15 protein-coding genes are annotated in these 17,589 nt (G+C 64.2%); 11 read left to right on the top strand and 4 right to left on the bottom strand.

Going from position 1 to position 17,589, the window contains the following annotated elements; genetic code table 11:
* Positions 1-439 precede the first annotated feature (439 nt).
* Complete coding sequence (locus EOC94_RS00455; RefSeq protein WP_185928123.1) at positions 440-1,849, top strand: RtcB family protein; 1,410 nt, start codon at positions 440-442, stop codon at positions 1,847-1,849.
* Positions 1,850-1,938: 89 nt separating this feature from the next.
* On the opposite strand, the gene EOC94_RS00450 is transcribed toward EOC94_RS00455, so the two are convergent.
* The 4 genes from EOC94_RS00450 to EOC94_RS00435 are packed head-to-tail and all read right to left on the bottom strand — an operon-like array spanning position 1,939 to position 5,151.
* Complete coding sequence (locus EOC94_RS00450; protein ID WP_127288289.1) at positions 1,939-2,919, bottom strand: TonB family protein; 981 nt, start codon at positions 2,917-2,919, stop codon at positions 1,939-1,941.
* Positions 2,919-3,377, bottom strand: a complete 459-nt coding sequence (gene exbD / locus EOC94_RS00445; RefSeq protein ID WP_127288288.1) for a TonB system transport protein ExbD — start codon at positions 3,375-3,377, stop codon at positions 2,919-2,921. Before exbD ends, EOC94_RS00450 begins: the two co-directional genes overlap by 1 nt.
* A gap of 15 nt (positions 3,378-3,392) precedes the next feature.
* Positions 3,393-4,331 carry a tonB-system energizer ExbB gene (gene exbB, locus EOC94_RS00440; RefSeq protein ID WP_127288287.1) on the bottom strand — a complete coding sequence of 313 codons (939 nt, stop codon included), beginning with the start codon at positions 4,329-4,331 and terminating at the stop codon, positions 3,393-3,395.
* Between the two features lie 28 nt (positions 4,332-4,359).
* Positions 4,360-5,151, bottom strand: a complete 792-nt coding sequence (locus EOC94_RS00435) for an ATP-binding cassette domain-containing protein (RefSeq protein ID WP_127288286.1) — start codon at positions 5,149-5,151, stop codon at positions 4,360-4,362.
* 234 nt (positions 5,152-5,385) lie between these two features.
* Between EOC94_RS00435 and EOC94_RS00430 the strand changes: the two genes are divergently transcribed.
* The 10 genes from EOC94_RS00430 (at position 5,386) to EOC94_RS00385 (ending at position 17,588) form a co-directional block, all read left to right on the top strand.
* A complete protein-coding gene (locus EOC94_RS00430) occupies positions 5,386-7,545 on the top strand; it encodes a TonB-dependent siderophore receptor (protein WP_245465464.1) in 2,160 nt (719 codons plus the stop codon).
* A 7-nt stretch (positions 7,546-7,552) separates the two neighbouring features.
* Positions 7,553-8,434, top strand: coding sequence for an ABC transporter substrate-binding protein (locus tag EOC94_RS00425; RefSeq protein WP_245465463.1), 882 nt, complete (start codon positions 7,553-7,555; stop codon positions 8,432-8,434).
* A 53-nt stretch (positions 8,435-8,487) separates the two neighbouring features.
* Positions 8,488-10,443 carry a Fe(3+)-hydroxamate ABC transporter permease FhuB gene (fhuB, locus tag EOC94_RS00420; protein ID WP_245465462.1) on the top strand — a complete coding sequence of 652 codons (1,956 nt, stop codon included), beginning with the start codon at positions 8,488-8,490 and terminating at the stop codon, positions 10,441-10,443.
* 300 nt (positions 10,444-10,743) lie between these two features.
* On the top strand, positions 10,744-11,823 hold the full coding sequence (locus tag EOC94_RS00415) for a LacI family DNA-binding transcriptional regulator (RefSeq protein WP_127288283.1): 1,080 nt from the start codon (positions 10,744-10,746) through the stop codon (positions 11,821-11,823).
* Positions 11,824-11,919: 96 nt separating this feature from the next.
* The gene (locus EOC94_RS00410) at positions 11,920-13,026 is read left to right on the top strand and encodes an ABC transporter substrate-binding protein (protein WP_127288282.1); all 1,107 of its coding nucleotides are present in this window, start codon (positions 11,920-11,922) and stop codon (positions 13,024-13,026) included.
* Between the two features lie 69 nt (positions 13,027-13,095).
* Positions 13,096-13,938 carry an ABC transporter permease gene (locus EOC94_RS00405; RefSeq protein ID WP_127288281.1) on the top strand — a complete coding sequence of 281 codons (843 nt, stop codon included), beginning with the start codon at positions 13,096-13,098 and terminating at the stop codon, positions 13,936-13,938.
* Positions 13,935-14,738, top strand: a complete 804-nt coding sequence (locus EOC94_RS00400; RefSeq protein WP_127288280.1) for an ABC transporter permease subunit — start codon at positions 13,935-13,937, stop codon at positions 14,736-14,738. The genes EOC94_RS00405 and EOC94_RS00400 overlap by 4 nt, the downstream gene beginning before the upstream one ends.
* Before the next feature lie 39 nt (positions 14,739-14,777).
* Positions 14,778-15,785 carry an arginine deiminase family protein gene (locus EOC94_RS00395; protein WP_127288279.1) on the top strand — a complete coding sequence of 336 codons (1,008 nt, stop codon included), beginning with the start codon at positions 14,778-14,780 and terminating at the stop codon, positions 15,783-15,785.
* Positions 15,786-15,800: 15 nt separating this feature from the next.
* The gene (locus tag EOC94_RS00390) at positions 15,801-16,877 is read left to right on the top strand and encodes an ABC transporter ATP-binding protein (RefSeq protein WP_127288278.1); all 1,077 of its coding nucleotides are present in this window, start codon (positions 15,801-15,803) and stop codon (positions 16,875-16,877) included.
* A gap of 36 nt (positions 16,878-16,913) precedes the next feature.
* Entirely contained in the window at positions 16,914-17,588 is a 675-nt protein-coding gene (locus EOC94_RS00385; protein WP_126104416.1) for an isochorismatase family cysteine hydrolase, read from the top strand.
* The last annotated feature ends 1 nt before the right edge of the window (position 17,589 follow it).

Here is a 17,589-nt window from a genome sequence, read left to right as displayed (position 1 = left end):
TTCGACTCCTCACCTCGCAGGCGCTCTCTGGCACGAGCGGGACTCCCGGGTTTCATCTTCTCTTGTCGCCGCGGCGACCAATAAATGGCGAATGCAGGCAGGACTACAGGTAGAAGCGTCCGCGTCGAAAGGCGCGGAAGGTCGGGTGTTCAAATCACCCCTTCCGTCTTCGGACGGGAGTGGCTCAGAACGGTCCTGCCGATCCTTGTCGCCAGATCGAAATGAAGGGACGAATGCCTGCGAGACTACAGGTAGACGCAGCCCGCTGCGGAGCAAACAAGCATGCGGGTGCCGAAAGGCGTGAGGGTTCGTGTCCCTCCTTCGCATCTTAGCGAAGTGGCGGAAAAGATGTCTCGCATTCCCTTGTCGTCCGTCCGCAATACACAGTGCTGCCCAGGCAATCATACCGAATGTGGCAGTCATACCGAAAGTGAAAGACATGGCCGAGATTTTGAGTGGACAGGATTTGATCGACGCCGGCATGCCGCAGGGCAAGTGGTTCGGCAAGGCGCTCGCCGCCGCAAACGCGGTGCTGGGGAATGGCGGATCGCAGGGCGATGCGCTGGAGGCCGCGCGTGCTTTCGCGCCGCCGCCGGCTCTGCCGCTGCATGCGGTTGCCTCCATGCCGCTGCATCTGAACATCCGGGCCGAAACACCTGAGGAAGCCGCCAATGTCGAATCGGTCACGCGCAGCATGACCGAGTTGATGCGCACGCCGGTGATCCGCGCCGGCGCCATCATGCCGGACGCCTGCCCGACCGGTCCGTCGGGCACCATCCCGGTCGGCGGTGTCGCCGTGTCCGAGGCGATCCATCCCGGCATGCATTCGGCCGACATCTGCTGCTCGATGGCGATCTCGGTATTCCCTGGCGTGGCGCCTGCCGCGCTGCTCGATGCCGTCCATGCGGTTACCCATTTCGGGCCGGGCGGACGTCCGCGCGGCCAGCAGATCCGGCCGGCCAAGGATGTCTTCGAGCGTTTCGAGGCCAACCCCTTGCTGCGCGACCTGACCAGTGCCGCGATCGAGCATTTCGGCACCCAGGGCGACGGCAACCATTTCGCCTATGTCGGCACGCTGAAGTCGAGCGGCGAGACGGCGCTGGTCACCCACCATGGCTCGCGCTCTCCGGGCGCCCGGCTCTACAGCAAGGGGATGAAGATCGCCGAGGGCGTTCGCAAGATCCTGTCGCCGGAGACCTTGCCGCAGAATGCCTGGATCCCAGCCGACACCAGGGAGGGCGATGAGTATTGGGATGCCCTGCAGACGATCCGCGAATGGACCAAGGGCAACCACATGCTCATCCACGATATGGCGGCCGAGCGTCTGTCGGCGAAGGTGTCGGACCGGTTCTGGAACGAGCACAACTTCGTTTTCCGCCGCTCGGACGGGCTGTTCTACCACGGCAAGGGCGCCACCCCGGCTTTCGACAACTGGGCCGAGGACGCGACCGATCTGACGCTGATCCCGCTCAACATGGCGGAACCGGTGCTGATCGTGCGCGGCAAGAATGCTGCCCATGGACTCGGTTTCTCGCCGCACGGCGCCGGGCGCAATTTTTCGCGCAGCCAGCACCGGCGCATGCAGGCCGGGCGCAGCGACGCCGATATCTTCGCGGAAGAGACGAAGGGCATCGATGCCCGCTTCTTCTCGGGCGTGACGGATATTTCGGAGCTGCCGAGCGCCTACAAGAACGCGGCTTCGATGCGCCGCCAGATCGAGCATTTTGGCCTGGCGGAGATCGTCGACGAGGTCATGCCCTATGGCTGCATCATGGCCGGTGACTGGGAAGCCAACGCCCCCTGGCGCAAGAAAAGGGAAGCGCGCTCGCAAGAGGGGCGTCGGCCGTAGCGAAGACGTCGCCGGATGCGGACTGCATTGGTCCGCATCCGGCAAAACACGACTTGGAGCCGGAAGAACCTAGTCCTCGGTCGTGCTGCCTAGTTGCGCAGGTTGAACACGAAAGGCGCCGTGCGGCTTATCCGCGAGCCGAGTTCCGGCGGCGGCGTCGGCACTTTGGCACCTTGCAGCGCGCTGAGCGCCGCATGATCGAGGTCGGCATCGCCGGAGGAACGAGCCAGCCGGGCGGATAGGACTCGGCCGGATCCGTCGACCGTAAAGGTGACTTGCGGACTACCCTCCGCGCGCCGGGCTTTCGCCGCCCTCGGATAATCCGTGTGCCGCCTGATCCATGCACCCAAGCGCGAGTCCCACTTGGATGAGTCGCCGCGTCTCGAAGCCGCCGCCTTGGCCGATTTCGGCGCGGCCGCCCTGGCTGCGGGTTTCGCAGCGACACTGGCCGTTGTCCGGGGCGGTGCGGCTTTCTCCTTTTTCGGACGCTGTTTGGCCTCTTTGACCGGCTTCTTCGCCTTGACCTCAGCCGGCTCCTTCACCTTGGCCTTCGCCTGCTTCTTTGGCTTGGCCTCGACGGGTTTGTCGACCGGTTTCGGCTGAGGCAACGGAATGACCACGTCCGGCGTGACGGCCTCGGCAATATCAGGCACGACCTCCTCGAGCGGCGGCTGGTCGACCCGTTCCGCCATGGTCGGCGGGGTGGGCTCGACTGCGTCGGCCGGAGCGGTTTCCGACGGTTCTTCGACCGGCTCTGCCTGCTCGACGGGCGGTTCGGGCGGAGGCTCCGTTTCGGCTATCTCGGGCTCCTCGGCCGGATCCGGCTGATCGGGCGTCACCTCGTCTGGTATCGGAGCCGGCATGGCCGGCGTGAACGCCATCGGCGACAACTCGATCACCTGCGCCTGCGGCGGCCCGCCATCGGGCGCGGCCGGGCGCCAGCCCTGCATGGCATAGCCGATCGCGGCATGCGTCACCAGAACCAGCGCAGCCGCGCCCGCCCACCACGCCATCTCGCGCACGCCGAAACGGCGCTCATCGGCCATAGGCAGGGCGGCCGCCGGCGACATTATTGACCTGTTCCGTTTTGCGGCGCCGCGGGATCGCCGGGCATCGTCTCGAGGCCGACCAGCGCGATCTTCAGATAGCCGGCGCCGCGCAAAAGATTCATCACCTCCATCAGATCGCCATAGCCGACCGCCTTGTCGGCACGCAGGAAGATGCGCGTCTGCCTGTCGCCTTTTGTCCTGCCGACGAGCGTGGCGGCGAAGGCTTCGCGCGGCACGGCATCGTTGCCGACCGCCAGGCTGAGATCGTTTTTCAAGGTCAGGAACAGCGGCGTCTCCGGCCGGGGAGCCGGCGTCGCGGTCGAGCCCGGCAGGTCGACATTGACATCCACCGTCGCCAGCGGTGCCGCGACCATGAAGATGATCAGCAGGACCAGGATCACGTCGATGAACGGCGTGACGTTGATCTCGTGGTTTTCCTCGAGATCGCCGTCGATGTTCTCTCGAATTCTAGCCGCCATGGCGTCGCTCCGTGTTCATTCCGCGGCCATCGACTTTGCCGGCGCGACCGTGCGGAAATCGAGATCCCGGCTGACCAGCCGTTCGACCCCCGCCGACGCATCGGCAAGGATCTGCCTGTAGCCGGCTATCGATCGCGCAAAGACGTTGTAGATGACCACCGCCGGGATAGCCGCGACAAGGCCCATCGCGGTGGCCAGCAAGGCCTCTGCAATGCCCGGGGCAACGACCGCGAGATTGGTGGTCTGCGCCTGCGAGATGCCGATGAAGGCGTTCATGATGCCCCAGACGGTGCCGAAAAGGCCGACAAACGGCGCGGTCGAGCCGATCGTCGCCAGCACGCCCGTGCCGCGCGACATGCGCCGCGCCGCCGCCGCCTCGATGCGTGACAGTCGCGAGGTGACCCGTTCCTTCAGCCCGTCGCCGGACACATGGTCGAGCGAGCCGGCCGAAAGCGCTGCCTCTTCCTCCGCCGCCCGCACCAGCAGGGCGCCGGGACCACCATTGTGGCCAAGCGCGCGCCCGGCCTGGTTCAGCGTGGCGGCATTGCCGATGGCTTGTGCCGCGCGGCGGGCGCGCAGCTTGCCGCCAAGGATCTCCAGCGACTTGGCCAGCCATATCGTCCAGGTGACGAAGGACGCGAAAGCCAGCCCGATCATCACCGCTTTCACGACGATATCGGCTGCCATGAACATGCCCCATGGCGACAGATCATGCGGCAGGGTCAGGGACGTCGCCGCCGAAGGACCAGTCTCGATGGGCGTGGTCTGGGTGGGCGTGGTCACGCCGGGCTGCGTCGCCTGCGGCACGACGGCGTTTGGCGCGGCCTCCGCCGGCGGCGCGGGAGCCGGCGCCTCAATCGCCGGAGCCGCGCCCGGTTGCTCCTGGGCGGCAGCGCCGCCAGTCGACAGGATGACGGATGCGACCAACGCCGCGAACAAACCATGTCTGGACAAGGGCTTCTTCCTCATTCTCACAGTGGCCTCATTGCACATAGCCGATGGGCTGGCCGGTGACGGGGTGCGCGAACACACCCATCTCGACACCGAAAATTCCTTTGAGCACTTCGCCCTGCATGATCTGGTCCGGCGTGCCGCGCGTCAGCAGCCTGCCATCCTTCAGTGCAATCAGTTCGTCGCAGTAGCGTGCCGCCATATTGGGATCGTGCAGCACGACGACGACGCACAGATCGCGTTTGCGGCTAAGATCCTTGACCAGCCCCAGCACCTCGACCTGATGGGCGATGTCGAGCGCCGAGATCGGCTCGTCGAGCAGCATGACGCCGGCATTCTGCGCCACCAGCATGGCCAGCCATGCGCGCTGGCGCTCGCCGCCGGACAATTCGTCCACCAGCCGGTCGGTGAAGTCCGCCATGTCGGTCAGGACCAGCGCCTCGTCGACATGGCGCCTGTCCTCGTGCCCGAAGCGGCCGAGCGCGCCATGCCAGGGATAGCGCCCGAGCGTCGCCAATTCGCGCACGGTAAGACCGGTCGCCGCCGGCGTCGTCTGCGGCAGATAGGCGAGCGCGCGGGCGAGCTCGCGCGCGCCCCACTGCACCAGCGGCCGCTGCGCGAAGGTGATGCCGCCCGAGCTTGCCGGCTGCTGGCGCGCCAAGAGCTTGATCAGCGTCGACTTGCCCGAGCCATTGTGCCCGATCAGCCCATAGACGCGCGAGCGTTGCAGCTCGAGTGTGACAGGACCGAGCAGCGTCCGCTCGCCGACAGCAAAGCGCACCGCTTCGACATGGAAGGCAGTCTGGGCATGTGTTCCAGCCACGGTGTTGGCCTCTCTTTGGCTCGCGCGCGCATTTCCATAATCAATCGGTTCGGCAATCCGGTTTTCGGCGCCGATGCCCGGTTGACTATGAAACATGACTTTACTAGTCAACAATGAAGATGACTTTTTGAGTCAACAAAATGTCGTGACGCGCCGGATTTGCTTCGAAATTCGAAAAAAGTGGGGCTGGCCGAGATGGTGAGTGGTTCTGGTCGCGGAAGAATCCGAGATGAAATGACTGCGCGCCGAAACCTGCTGATCGCAGCGATGTCGTTGTCTGTGCTGCTTGGCGGCGGCCAAGCCGTCGCGCAGGAGGCGACCACCACTCTCGACCCGATCAACGTCCAGGAACGCGTCGAAAGCGCCTTTGGCACGGTCGACGGCTATGTCGCCACCCAGGGCTCCACCGCCACCAAGACCGACACCCCGCTGATCGAGACGCCGCAGTCGATATCGGTCATCACCAGAGACCAGATGGAAGCGCAGGCGGTGGACAGCCTGAACAGCGCGCTGCGTTATACTCCAGGCGCCAGCGGCAATCTCTACGGCACCGACAATCGTGGCCACGGCTTGCAGATGCGCGGCATTTCGAACTCCAGCGGCGTCTTCTACAAGGACGGGCTGCAGCTCAAAGAAAGCAATTTCACGCTGTTCACCGCGCTCGATTCCTACGGCGCCGAACGCTACGAAATCCTGCGCGGGCCGGCGTCGGTTCTTTACGGCCAAGCAAGTCCTGGCGGCATCATCAATTATGTCAGCAAACGCCCGACCGAGGAGAACCTCCGCGAGGTCGAGCTCGGCGCCGGGAGCTTCAACCGCTATGAAGGAAAGTTCGATTTCAGCGGCGCAGTCAACGCCGACAAGTCGCTGCTGTTCCGCCTCACCGGCGCCGCCCATATGGGCGACACCCAGACAGATTTCGTCAAGGAGGACCGCATCTTCATCGCCCCGGCGCTGACCTGGCAGCCGGATGCCGATACCAGCCTGACGATACTCGCTAATTATCAGCGCGATCGCTCCGGCTGGGCGATGCAGTACCTACCGGCATACGGCACGATCAGGCCGGGTAAGGACGGGAAATATCTGCCGAACAGCATGTTCGTCGGCGAACCGGACTTCGACACCTACAACAATGACCAGGCGTCGATCGGTTACGAGTTCGATCACCGCTTCAACGAGACATGGCAGGTTCGCCAGCATGCCCGCTATGTTTATCTGAAGCACTATGAGGAAGGCGTCTTCGGAGGCGGGCTTCTGAATGATGAGGGCGACTATTCCCGCTATGCCGATGCCGGCGGCACCAGGCTCAGCGGCGTGACCATCGACAACCAAGCGCAGGCCGATTTCGATACCGGGCCGCTCGCCCACACGCTGCTCATTGGCCTCGACTACAAGCGCTACACCTATCGCGACTATGCCTCCAGCAACGATATGATCGGCGACGATTTCAATATTTTCGACCCGGTCTATGGCTACCCGGTCGGCGAAATGACGCCCTATACAGACACCGACACGACTCAATCGCAGGTCGGCCTCTATGCGCAGGACCAGATCAAGCTAGGCAACTGGCGGCTGACGCTGGGCGGCCGCCAGGACTGGGCGGACTCGAAAGTCTACGACAATCTGGCCGGCGCTTTCGATCCCCGCCAGAAGGACGACGCCTTCACCAGCCGCGCCGGCCTGCTTTATCTCGCCGACAACGGCCTTGCCCCTTATGTCAGCTATTCCGAATCGTTCCAGCCGGTGTCCGGCCCCGACAGCAACGGCAATCCCCTCGTCCCCGAAACCGGCAAGCAGTACGAAATCGGCCTGAAATATCAGCCGGTCGGCTGGAACTCCTTCGTCACCGTTTCCGCCTTCGACCTGACCCGGCAGAATGTCGTGCGCTATGGCGGCGTTGGCGCGCCCAACGACATCTTCCAGACCGGCGAGATCCGCTCGCGCGGCATCGAGCTGGAAGGCGTTGCGAGCCTTGATTCCGGCTTCGACCTCAGGGCGGCCTACACCTATCTCGACACCGAGATCACCAGTCCGACCAGCATCAACGAGGATGGAACGAGCAACCAGGGCAACACGCCTTTCGGCGTGCCGACACACGCGGCCTCGCTGTGGGCGAACTACACTGTCGGCAGCGGTAGGCTGGAGGGCCTCGGCCTCGGCGCCGGCATCCGCTATGTCGGCTCGACCTACGGCGACGACGCCAATACGTTCAAGGTGCCGGCCGTCACGCTCGTCGATGCCGCGCTCCACTACAAATGGCAGAGCGCCGAGCTGAACCTCAATGTCAGCAATCTGTTCGACAAGCGCTATGTCGCCTCCTGCTTCGCAGAAAGCTTCGGCTGCTTTTATGGCGAGGGTCGCCGGATCAAGGGCTCGGTGAAGTACACATGGTGACCCTCGCGTGCAGGCCCGGACCCAATTGGCATCCCTGACGCGGCGCCGATGCCTTGCCGGCCTGGCCGCGACGAGCCTCGGTCTGCGCGGCGATCTGGCACGTGCGGCGCGGCCGCCGCGGATCGCTTGCCTCGAATGGACCTCGGCCGAGATGGTCATCTCGCTCGGCATCGGGCCAGTCGCGGTCGCCGACATCAAGGGTTACCGCGACTGGGTCGTGGGTCCGGCTCTTCCCGCCGGCTGCATCGATCTCGGCTCGCGCGGCGAGCCCAATCTCGAACTGCTCCTGGAACTCAAGCCCGACCTGATTACCGGCGCCTATGGCTTCGGGCTCGACGAAGCACCATTCAAGCGGATCGCGCCAGTGCACACCGTGCCCTTCTACGACGGTGCCGAGGCGCCTTATCGCCAGGCCGAAATTGAGACGCTGAAACTTGGCCTGCAACTCGGCCGGGAGGCTGAGGCGCAGCGGCTTATCCAGGAGACGGCGGCGGCAATCGCCCAGATCAGGGCACAATTGTCGGGACAGGCACGCCAACCGCTCGCTGTGGTCAGCATGTTCGACGACCGCCACGTCCGTGTTTACGGCAAGGGCGGTCTGTTCCAGGACGTACTCGATAGGCTGAGCCTCACCAATGCCTGGACGGCGCCGACCGATGGCTGGGGGTTTTCCATGCTGGGCATCGAAGAGCTGGTTGCGATCGGCGAGGCTCGCGTGATTTCCCTCGATCCGATCCCGCCGCATGTGAAGATCAGGATCGACCAAAGCAGCCTCTGGGCGAATCTTCCCTGCGTCAAAGCCGGCAACGTAAGGACAATCCCGCCGGTATGGCCGTTTGGCGGACTTGCCGCCGCTGCCCGTTTTGCAAATTTGCTGGTCCGGGCATGACCGTCATGCAGTCCACGGCCGGCCCTCGTGCTCGTTTCGTGGCAGGCGGCTGGATGCTCGTCGCCCTCGTCGGCGTGCCGGCGGTGCTCGCCGCATATCTTACCGCTGCCCAGCTTTTGCGCCTGTTGCCCGCCGACATGTGGTGGCAATCGCTCGGGGCGACGGACTTTGCCGATCCGCGGCAGCTGCTCTATCGCCATGCCTTTCTGCCGCGTTTGGCGATCGGCCTGCTGGCCGGCGCGGCGCTCGGCCTGACCGGCACGCTGCTCCAGCAGGTGCTGCGCAATCCACTCGCCGAGCCGACGACCATCGGCACGAATGCGGGCGCCACCGTCGCCCTGACGATCGCCACGCTCTACGCGCCGTGGATGCTGGAGCAAGGTCGCGAATGGGTGGCGCTCGCCGGCGGCGCCCTGTCGACGCTGGCGGTTTTGGCTCTGGCTCAGGGCCGGAGTTTCTCGCCGGTCGCGATCATCATTTCGGGCCTGGTGATCAGCCTGACATGCAGTTCGGCGAGCGCCCTGCTGATGGCAGCCAATCGCGAATATTCCGAGGAGCTTTTCATCTGGCAGAGCGGCTCGCTGATCCAGAACGGCGACGCCGTGGTGCTCGGCTTCGCGCCATGGCTCGCGGTGGCCGGCATTGCTGCCTTCGTTCTGCTCCGGCCGCTACGGCTTCTGGACCTGAGCGACGAGGGTGCGGAAAGCCTCGGCACGAAACCCGTGGTGACACGGCTGGCCGGGATGACTGTCGCCGTCGCGCTGAGCAGCATGGTGGTCGCAGCCGTCGGCGTCATCAGCTTCGTGGCGCTTGCGGCGCCGGCGCTGGTCAGGCTCGCCGGCGCACGGACCTTGCGCCAGCGCATGATCTGGGCGCCCCTAGCGGGCGCCGCGCTGTTGTGGCTGACCGATCGACTGGTGCAGGTCGTGCCGTTCACCTCCGAAATCCCGGCAGGCGTGGCGACTGCTTTCCTCGGTGCGCCGCTGCTGTTTCTTCTCCTGCCGAAATTGCGCACCAGCCCGGATCGGGACGGCGCCATGCTGTCTTCCGGGCGCAGGCGAAGAGGGTGGGCCTGTCTGCTGGTCGGGCTCCTCGCGATGGCGCTTCTTCTCTACGCCACGCTTGTTGTCGGGCGAGGCGGGGCCGGCTGGCACGTGGCCTCGGCCGCCGAACTTGCCGACCTCCTGCCGCTCAGGGCGCCTCGCATCGCCGTCGCGGTTTCCGCTGGCATGATGCTGGGTGTGGTCGGCACGCTGATGCAGAGGATGACCGGCAATCCAATGGCGGCGCCCGAGGTGCTGGGCATTTCCGGCGGCGCCTCGCTAGGCATCCTGCTGCTCTTCGTCGCGACTTCTGATGTCAGCCGCCCGGCGATGATCGCGGGCGGCCTCGTCGGGGCTCTGGCCAGCCTGGCGATGGTTTCGCAGACCGGCCGCCGGCAGCCCATCGCGAATGATCGGTTGCTGCTTTCCGGTGTCGCCGTGGCGACGATGGCGTCGGCATTCTCGGCGGTGATGCTCGCCAGCGGCGATCCTCGGCTCGATACGCTCATCGGCTGGCTATCCGGCTCCACCTACCGGGCCACGGCCGTCGATGCGACAATCGCAGCTGTGACGGCAACTGCTCTGCTGGCCATCGTGCCCCTCACCATTCGCTGGCTGGAAATCCTGCCGCTTGGAGAAGCCGCCTCGCGCGGGCTCGGGCTTAGCCTCTTTCGCGTTCGGGTCATCCTGCTGGTGCTTATTGCGGTGCCGACGACAGTAGCCACGCTTGTCATCGGACCGCTGAGCTTCGTCGGATTGATGGCGCCGCACCTGGCCCGCATGCTCGGCTTCCAACGAGCCTTGCCGCCGCTTTTCGCATCCGCGATCGTTGGCGGCATGATCCTTGTTTTGGCCGACTGGGCCGGCCGGATGCTCATTTTCCCATGGCAGATTCCGGCGGGCCTGCTGGCTGCTCTGGTCGGAGGGCCTTACTTCATGGTGCTGATGTGGAAAGGCCGGCAATGAGCGGAGGCCTTCGCACCGCCAAGCGCTACCGGCTGGCGGCCAGATAGCGCCAGAAGATTCCACTGTTAGCCGGCTCGTTAGAGATCAGCATGAACGCCCTGCCGCAGCCATCCTTTTCGCCGGTCGAATGTTCGCGGCGGCACCACGCCATGATCCGGAAGACAGAACGCAATTCACGAAACCGGTTTAGTAAAGCGGTTTACAAACCCGGTTTCCTGTGCTGAACTCTCGGCTGTCGGGAGAAGTCGATATGAGGGCCGCTGACGTTTGCACTGTTGAAGGAATGTGGCCGAGCCTCCGATGAAAAAGCCCGCTGCATCGACGATCAGGAATGTGGCGCACGCGGCCGGCGTCTCGGTCACCACCGTGTCACGTCACCTGAACGGCCGTATCAAGCTGCCCGCGGAAACCAGCGAGCGCATCAGGGCGGCCGTGGCGAAGCTGGAGTATCGCCCCAACGCCATCGCGCGACGCCTCAGCAAGGGCCGCAGCGAAACCATCGGCCTGATCGTTTCCGACATCTCCTACCCGTTTTTCGCCGCCATCGCGAGTTCGGCGGAAGAGGAAGCGAGCCGTCTCGGCTACAGCCTGGTGATGTTCAACAGCCGCAACATCGCCGCCAAGGAACTGGCCTTCCTGTCGCGCATCGACGACGCGCAGGTGGACGGCATTCTGCTGATGACCAACCATCCGGACGATGGCGCGCTGGTCGAGAAGATCAATGCCTGCAGCAACGTCGTCCTGGTCGACGAGGATGTTCCGGGCGCCGTGGCGCCGCGACTGTTTGCCGATAACCGTCTCGGTGCCCAGCTTGCCACCGATCATCTTCTGGCGCATGGGCACGAGGCGATCGCCTTCGTCGGCGGCCCGCCGGCGCTGCTCAGCAGCAGGGAACGGTTCGGCGCCTTCAAGGACAGTCTCAAGAATAGTGGCCTGAGGGTGAATCCCGATCACGTCTTCTTCGGCGACTACGACGAACAGTCAGGCCTGCGTGCCATCCTGCAGTTCGCCGCCCTCGACAGTCCGCCGACCGCCATCTTCGCCTCCGCCGACATGCTGGCGCTGGGGATTTTGCAAGGCTGCCGCAAGCTCGGCATCACCGTGCCGGCCGAGCTGTCGCTGGTCGGGTTCGACGACATCCGCAATGTCGATCTTCTCGATCCGCCGCTGACGGCCATCCACCAATCCGCCGAGGAATTCGGGCGCCGGGCGGTCGGACTGCTGATCGACCACATCAACGGCGCCGAGATTCCGGACGTGGCGCCGGTCGCGGTGAAGCTTGTCGTGCGCCACTCCGTGGCCGCGCCGCGCAAGGCGCATTGGAAACTGGCAGGAAACGCCTCAGCGGAAAATCGACCGCCGGCAAGAGTGGGAATCTAGGCCATGATCCCGAAAAGATCATGGCCCAGAAAGACAACAGAGACGGATCAAATCCGCGAAGACATGCAGTCACCATCAACAATGGGAGAATGAAAAATGACAATCTCGCATTTCGCACAAGACGCGGCGCAGATCGCGCTGGAAAAATTCAACCGCGGTGAGATCGATCGCCGATCTTTCCTCTTTGCCCTCGGCGGCCTCGGACTTGCGGCCGCCTTCAAGCCGGGTGTTGCCCAGGCCGACGCCTCCGAAATCGTCGTCTGCAACTGGGGCGGTGCCGCGGCGGACGCCTTCGCCAAGGCCTATGGCGACCCCTTCACCAAGAAGAGCGGCATGAAAGTGGTGATCGACGGGGCCGGGCCAGCGGTCGGAACAATCAGGGCCATGGTCGAGTCCGGCAAGGTCATCTGGGACGCCACCGACGGCGGCATGATCGACTCGCTGACACTGGGCAAGGGCAATCTGGTCGAGCCGATCGACTACACGATCGTCGACAAATCGCAGGTGCCCGAGAATTTCGCCGGCGAGTTCGGCGTCTCGAACTATGTCTATTCGAACGTGCTCGCCTATGACGCTGAAGCGACCAAGGGCGCAGCACCCACCGGCTGGGCAGATTTCTTCGACACGGCGAAGTTCCCGGGCAAGCGCACCATGTGCAAATGGATCCAGGGCCAGCTCGAATTCGTCCTCCTGGCTGACGGCGTCGCGCCCGCCGACCTTTATCCGCTCGATGTCGACCGGGCGTTCAAGAAGCTGAAGCCGATGCTTGCCGACATCATCTTCTGGGAAGGCGGGGCACAGACGCAGCAGCTGTTCCGCGAGGGCGAAGTCGTGATGGGCAACATCTGGCACACCCGCGCCAACCTGCTCAACAAGGAGACGCCCGACAAGTTCAAATGGATCTGGGAACAGAACATCCTTTCGGCCAGCGCATGGTCGGTTCCCAAGGGCAATCCCGCCGGCAAGAAAGTGTTCGATTTCATCAATTCGACACTCGATCCGGCCGGTCAGCTCGTGCTGCTGCAGATCATGGGCAACGGGCCTTCCAATCCCAAGACCCTGGCCTTGATGACGCCGGCGGACGCCGCCGTGAACCCGACGACGAAGGAGAACGCGGCCTCGCAGATCATGCTCAACCCCGCCTATTACGCGGAACACGAGACCGAACTCCAGAACAAGTATCTGGATTTCATCTCGAGCTGATTGACGAGCCAACAGGGAAGGCTGCCGCCGGCAAGGCGGCGGCCCCTCATCCGATGCGAATTTGATCCGATGCGCAATTTCAAGACAACAGCTCTGCTGCTGACGGTTCCCGCCAGCCTGGTGGCGATCGGCCTCTATGCGGTGCCGATCCTGCAGGTTCTGGCATTGAGCCTGACCGAGCCGAAGTTCGGCCTTGCCAACTACCAGAGCCTGTTCGCCAACGCAGCCGTGGGCCGCGTCGTCATGACGACGCTCAAAGTGTCTCTGATGACGACGGTGCTGACCGTGCTGGCGAGTTATATCGTCGCCTTCGCCATCATCCACATGTCGGCAGGCTGGCGCCGCATCTCACTGTTCCTGGTGCTGGTGCCGTTCTGGATATCGGTGCTGGTCAGGGCATTTTCCTGGATCACCATCCTGCGCCGGCGCGGCGTTCTCAACAGCGCTTTGATGGAGATGGGCGTCATCTCGAACCCGCTCGACCTCGTCTACAATCTCTTTGGCGTCACCATCGGCATGGTGCACTACATGATGCCGTTCGCCATCCTGCTGCTGTATGCCAATTTGTCCGACATCGACCGCCGCATCATGCAGGCGGCGCGCTCGCTGGGCGCGCGCCCGGCCACGATCTTTTGGCGCGTCTGGCTGCCGCTCAGCCTGCCCGGCATTGCGCTGGCGACGTTGTTCGTCTTCGTCTTCTCACTCGGCTTCCTGGTCACGCCTGCTCTGCTCGGCGCCGGCAAAACCTTGATGATCGCCGAATACATCTCGGTGCAGATATCGAGCACCTCGCGCTGGGATCTGGCGACATCGCTGTCGACGATGCTGCTACTCGTGGTCGGCATCGTCGTCTTCGCTGCCATGCGCAGCCCGGCGCTGCGCGCCGCCTTCGTCGCGAGGCCGCAGCAATGAGGCTCCGGCGCATCGTCGAAGTTGGCTTGCCGCGCTTTGTGGCCTGGTGCCTGCTCGGCTTCCTGTTCGTTCCGATCCTGGTGGTGATACCGGTCGCGCTTACCGACCGCGACTACCTGTCCTTGCCGCAGGACGGCATATCGACCGAGCATTTCGCGGCACTGACCGACTGGAGCAAGGGCTGGCTGCCAAGCATGCTGACCAGCGCCGGCATCGCGCTTGCCTGCGCGGCGATCGCCACGGCTCTCGGCGTCGCCTTCGCCGTCGGCGCCTGGGCGGCGGGCGGCTGGTGGCCGTCCCTGATGCGCATCCTCCTGCTGTCGCCGATGATCGTGCCGCCGATCATCTACGCGGTCGGCATGGTCAAGCTCTGGGCGCGGCTGTCGCTGCTCGACAGCTACACCGGCGTCGTCCTGGTGCATGTCGTGCTGGCCCTGCCGCTGACCGTGCTGGCCATCGGCGCGTCGCTCTCCAACCTCGACCAGCGGCTGGTGCAGGCGGCGAGAAGCCTCGGCGCCAGGCCGATGACCGTCTTCGGCAAGGTGATCCTGCCGAATATCGTGCCCGGCGTTGCCGCCGGCGCCCTGCTCGCCTTTGTCGCGTCCTGGGACGAGATCACGGTAACGCTTTTCATCACCGGACGCGCCGTCGTCACGCTGCCGCGCCGAATCTGGACGAGCATCCAGGATGCCGTCGATCCGGCGCTGGCGGCAATCGCCACCGTCCTGCTCGTCGTCACCGTGCTGGCACTGGTCGCAAGAGCGCTGAACGAACGCAGGCAAAGGCAACAGAAATTCTAATTCAAACACCTCGGAAACAATCGAAAGGAAGGAATACCCATGAGCACCGCGATGAGCGACAACGAGTACCGTGAGAACAAGTTCTTCAGCATCTTCGGCTCCGTTCCGGAACCGGGCTTCGACACGGCTGAGGAGCAGATCCCGGTATGGGGCCGCCATTGGGGCTGCTCGAACGATGTCGGCAAGCTGCGCGCCGTCCTGATGCATCGCCCCGGCGACGAGCTTTCCGTTGTCGAGAACAAGCCGATGCCCGAGGTCGGCGGTTTCGGCGATCCGGAAAAGGGCTGGTACTGGATGGGCCGCACGATGCCCGACCTGCCCGCCATGCAGCGCGCCCATGATGAATTCACGGGATTGCTGCGTTCGGAAGGCGTCGACGTCATCCTCGTCGACAAGGCCGCTCCCGGCGCGATGAAGCAGATCTACACGCGCGACAGCGTCATCGGCATTCCCGGCGGCGCCATCGTCACCCGCCTGGCGCGGCGGGTGCGCCGCGGCGAGGAACTGCCGGTGACACGGGCGCTGGCCAAAGCCGGATGCCCGATCCTCGGCACCATCCATGGATCGGCCGTCTTCGAAGGCGGCGGCTTTGCCTTCATCGATGCCAAGACCGCCGTCTGCACGGTCTCCATCGCCTGCAACCCGGAAGGCGTGCGGCAGGTCGAGAGCATCCTCGCAGGCCTCGGTGTCGAGTTGATCAAGGTGCCGATGCCGGGATACCGTATTCACATCGACGGCGCTTTCATTATGGTCGACGTCGAGACGGCGATCGTCAATGTCAACGAACTGCCCTACCCGTTCATCGAATATCTGGAGAAGCGCGGCATCAAGATGATCGAACTGCCTCCCGAGGACAGCGCCATGTCGCTCAACTGCCTGGCCGTCGCGCCCGGCCGGGTGATCATGCATGGCAGCCGCTCGAAGCGCCTGGCCGACAGGCTCGACGCGGCCGGGATCACCGTGCTGACCTGCAATTACGAGACGGTCGAGCTCGGCGGCGGCGGTCTGCATTGCTCGACCGCACCGCTGATCAGGGACCCGATCTGATATGGTCTCGAACTGATGGCATTGCTAGTCATCGACGATCTCGAAAAGACCTATGACAAGGTTACCGCCTTGACCGGGATCAACCTCTCGGTCGAGGCGGGAGAGTTCGTCACCTTGCTCGGACCCTCGGGGTCCGGCAAGACGACGCTTCTGATGTCGCTGGCCGGCTTCACCACGCCGAGCAAGGGCACGATCCGCCTCGACGGCAAGGACATCACCCATGTCGACCCCGAGGACCGCAATTTCGGCTTCGTCTTCCAGGGTTATGCGCTGTTCCCGCATCTCTCGGTCGCCAACAACATCGCCTTCTCCCTCCGCGTCCGCAAATGGGAGAAGCCGAAGATCGCCGCGCGGGTGGCCGAGATGCTGTCGCTGGTCGGCCTCGACAATCTGGCCGAGCGCAAGCCGCGCGAACTGTCCGGCGGTCAGCAGCAGCGCGTTGCCATCGCCCGCGCCTTGGCCTTCGGGCCGCGCATCCTGCTGCTCGACGAGCCGCTTTCGGCGCTCGACCGCATGCTGCGCGAATCCATGCAGAAGGAACTGAAACGGCTGCATCGCGAGACCGGGGTGACCTTCGTCTACGTTACCCACGACCAGGAGGAGGCGATCGCCATGTCCGATCGCATCGCGGTGTTCAATCATGGCCGCATCGTCGAAATCGGGCTGCCCCGCGACCTCTACAAAAAACCGTCGACGCGCTTCGTCGCCGGTTTTCTCGGCGAGAACAATTTCCTGTCCGGCCATCGTGCCGATGATGACGAGACGATGGTCGAGGCGTTCGGCACGCGCTTCGGCTTTCCCTTGGTCAAAGACCGCGAACGGCCCGGCGACAGTCTGACCGTGTGGGTGCGCCCCGAGGACATCTGCATCGGGCAGGCAACGGACGACGAGATCGGCTTTCGCGCGACGGTCGTCGAGAATTCCTTTGTCGGCGCGCTGGAACGCATCCTGCTGCGGACGGCGACCGGCGAACAGATGGTTGCGACGCTGCGCTCGGAAGCAGCCGTCGCGGCCGTTCCCGGACAAGTCATCGACTGCCGGATTGACCCGTCCGCTATCGGCGTCCTGCCGAACGAAACCCGGGGGTCTTGAGCCGGCGAAACATATCTCGCTGGAGAAGAGAGAAAAATGATCAAGGCGACGCCTTTCGATTTTCCTTACGACGGCAGGCTGGTGCCTGGACATACTGCTCTTGTCGTCATCGACATGCAGGAGGATTTCCTGTCGACATCTGGCTATTTCGCCAAGCAGGGATACGATCCGAGCCCGCTGCGAGCCATCCTGCCGACGGTCAACCGCCTGATCGCGGCCGCCCGCGCGGCAGGCCTGAAAATCATCCACACTAGGCAAGGCTACCGGGCCGACATGGCCGACATGACGCCTTATGAGAAATGGCGCCGCAAACGGGCCGGCCTTGAGGGTACCGACATCCTGCTGCGTTCGAGCCCCGGCTTCCAGATCGTTCCCGAGATCGACGTCGCGCCTGAGGACATCATCGTCGACAAGACCTGCAATGGCGCTTTCACCTACACCGATTTCGAGCACGTGCTGCGCGCGCAGGGCATCACGCATCTGCTGTTTTCAGGATGCACGACCGATGTCTGCGTGCACACGACCTTGCGCGAGGCCTGCGACCGGAATTTCCAGTGCCTGACGATCACGGATGCTTGCGCCAGCGGCGACAGATATGCGCATGAGGCCGCACTCCACATGGTGACGGTCGAAAATGGGATTTTCGGCGCGCTGACCGATTCAAGCGCCGTTATCGCTGCGCTGTCGCTACTCTCCGGCAAGGCGCACTGAT

Origin of the sequence: Mesorhizobium sp. M6A.T.Ce.TU.016.01.1.1, assembly GCF_003997065.1 — a bacterium.
GTDB classification, from domain to species: Bacteria; Pseudomonadota; Alphaproteobacteria; order Rhizobiales; family Rhizobiaceae; genus Mesorhizobium; species Mesorhizobium mediterraneum.
The sequence above is the reverse complement of the archived record's forward strand: the minus strand, read 5'-3'. Positions and strand labels throughout refer to the sequence as shown.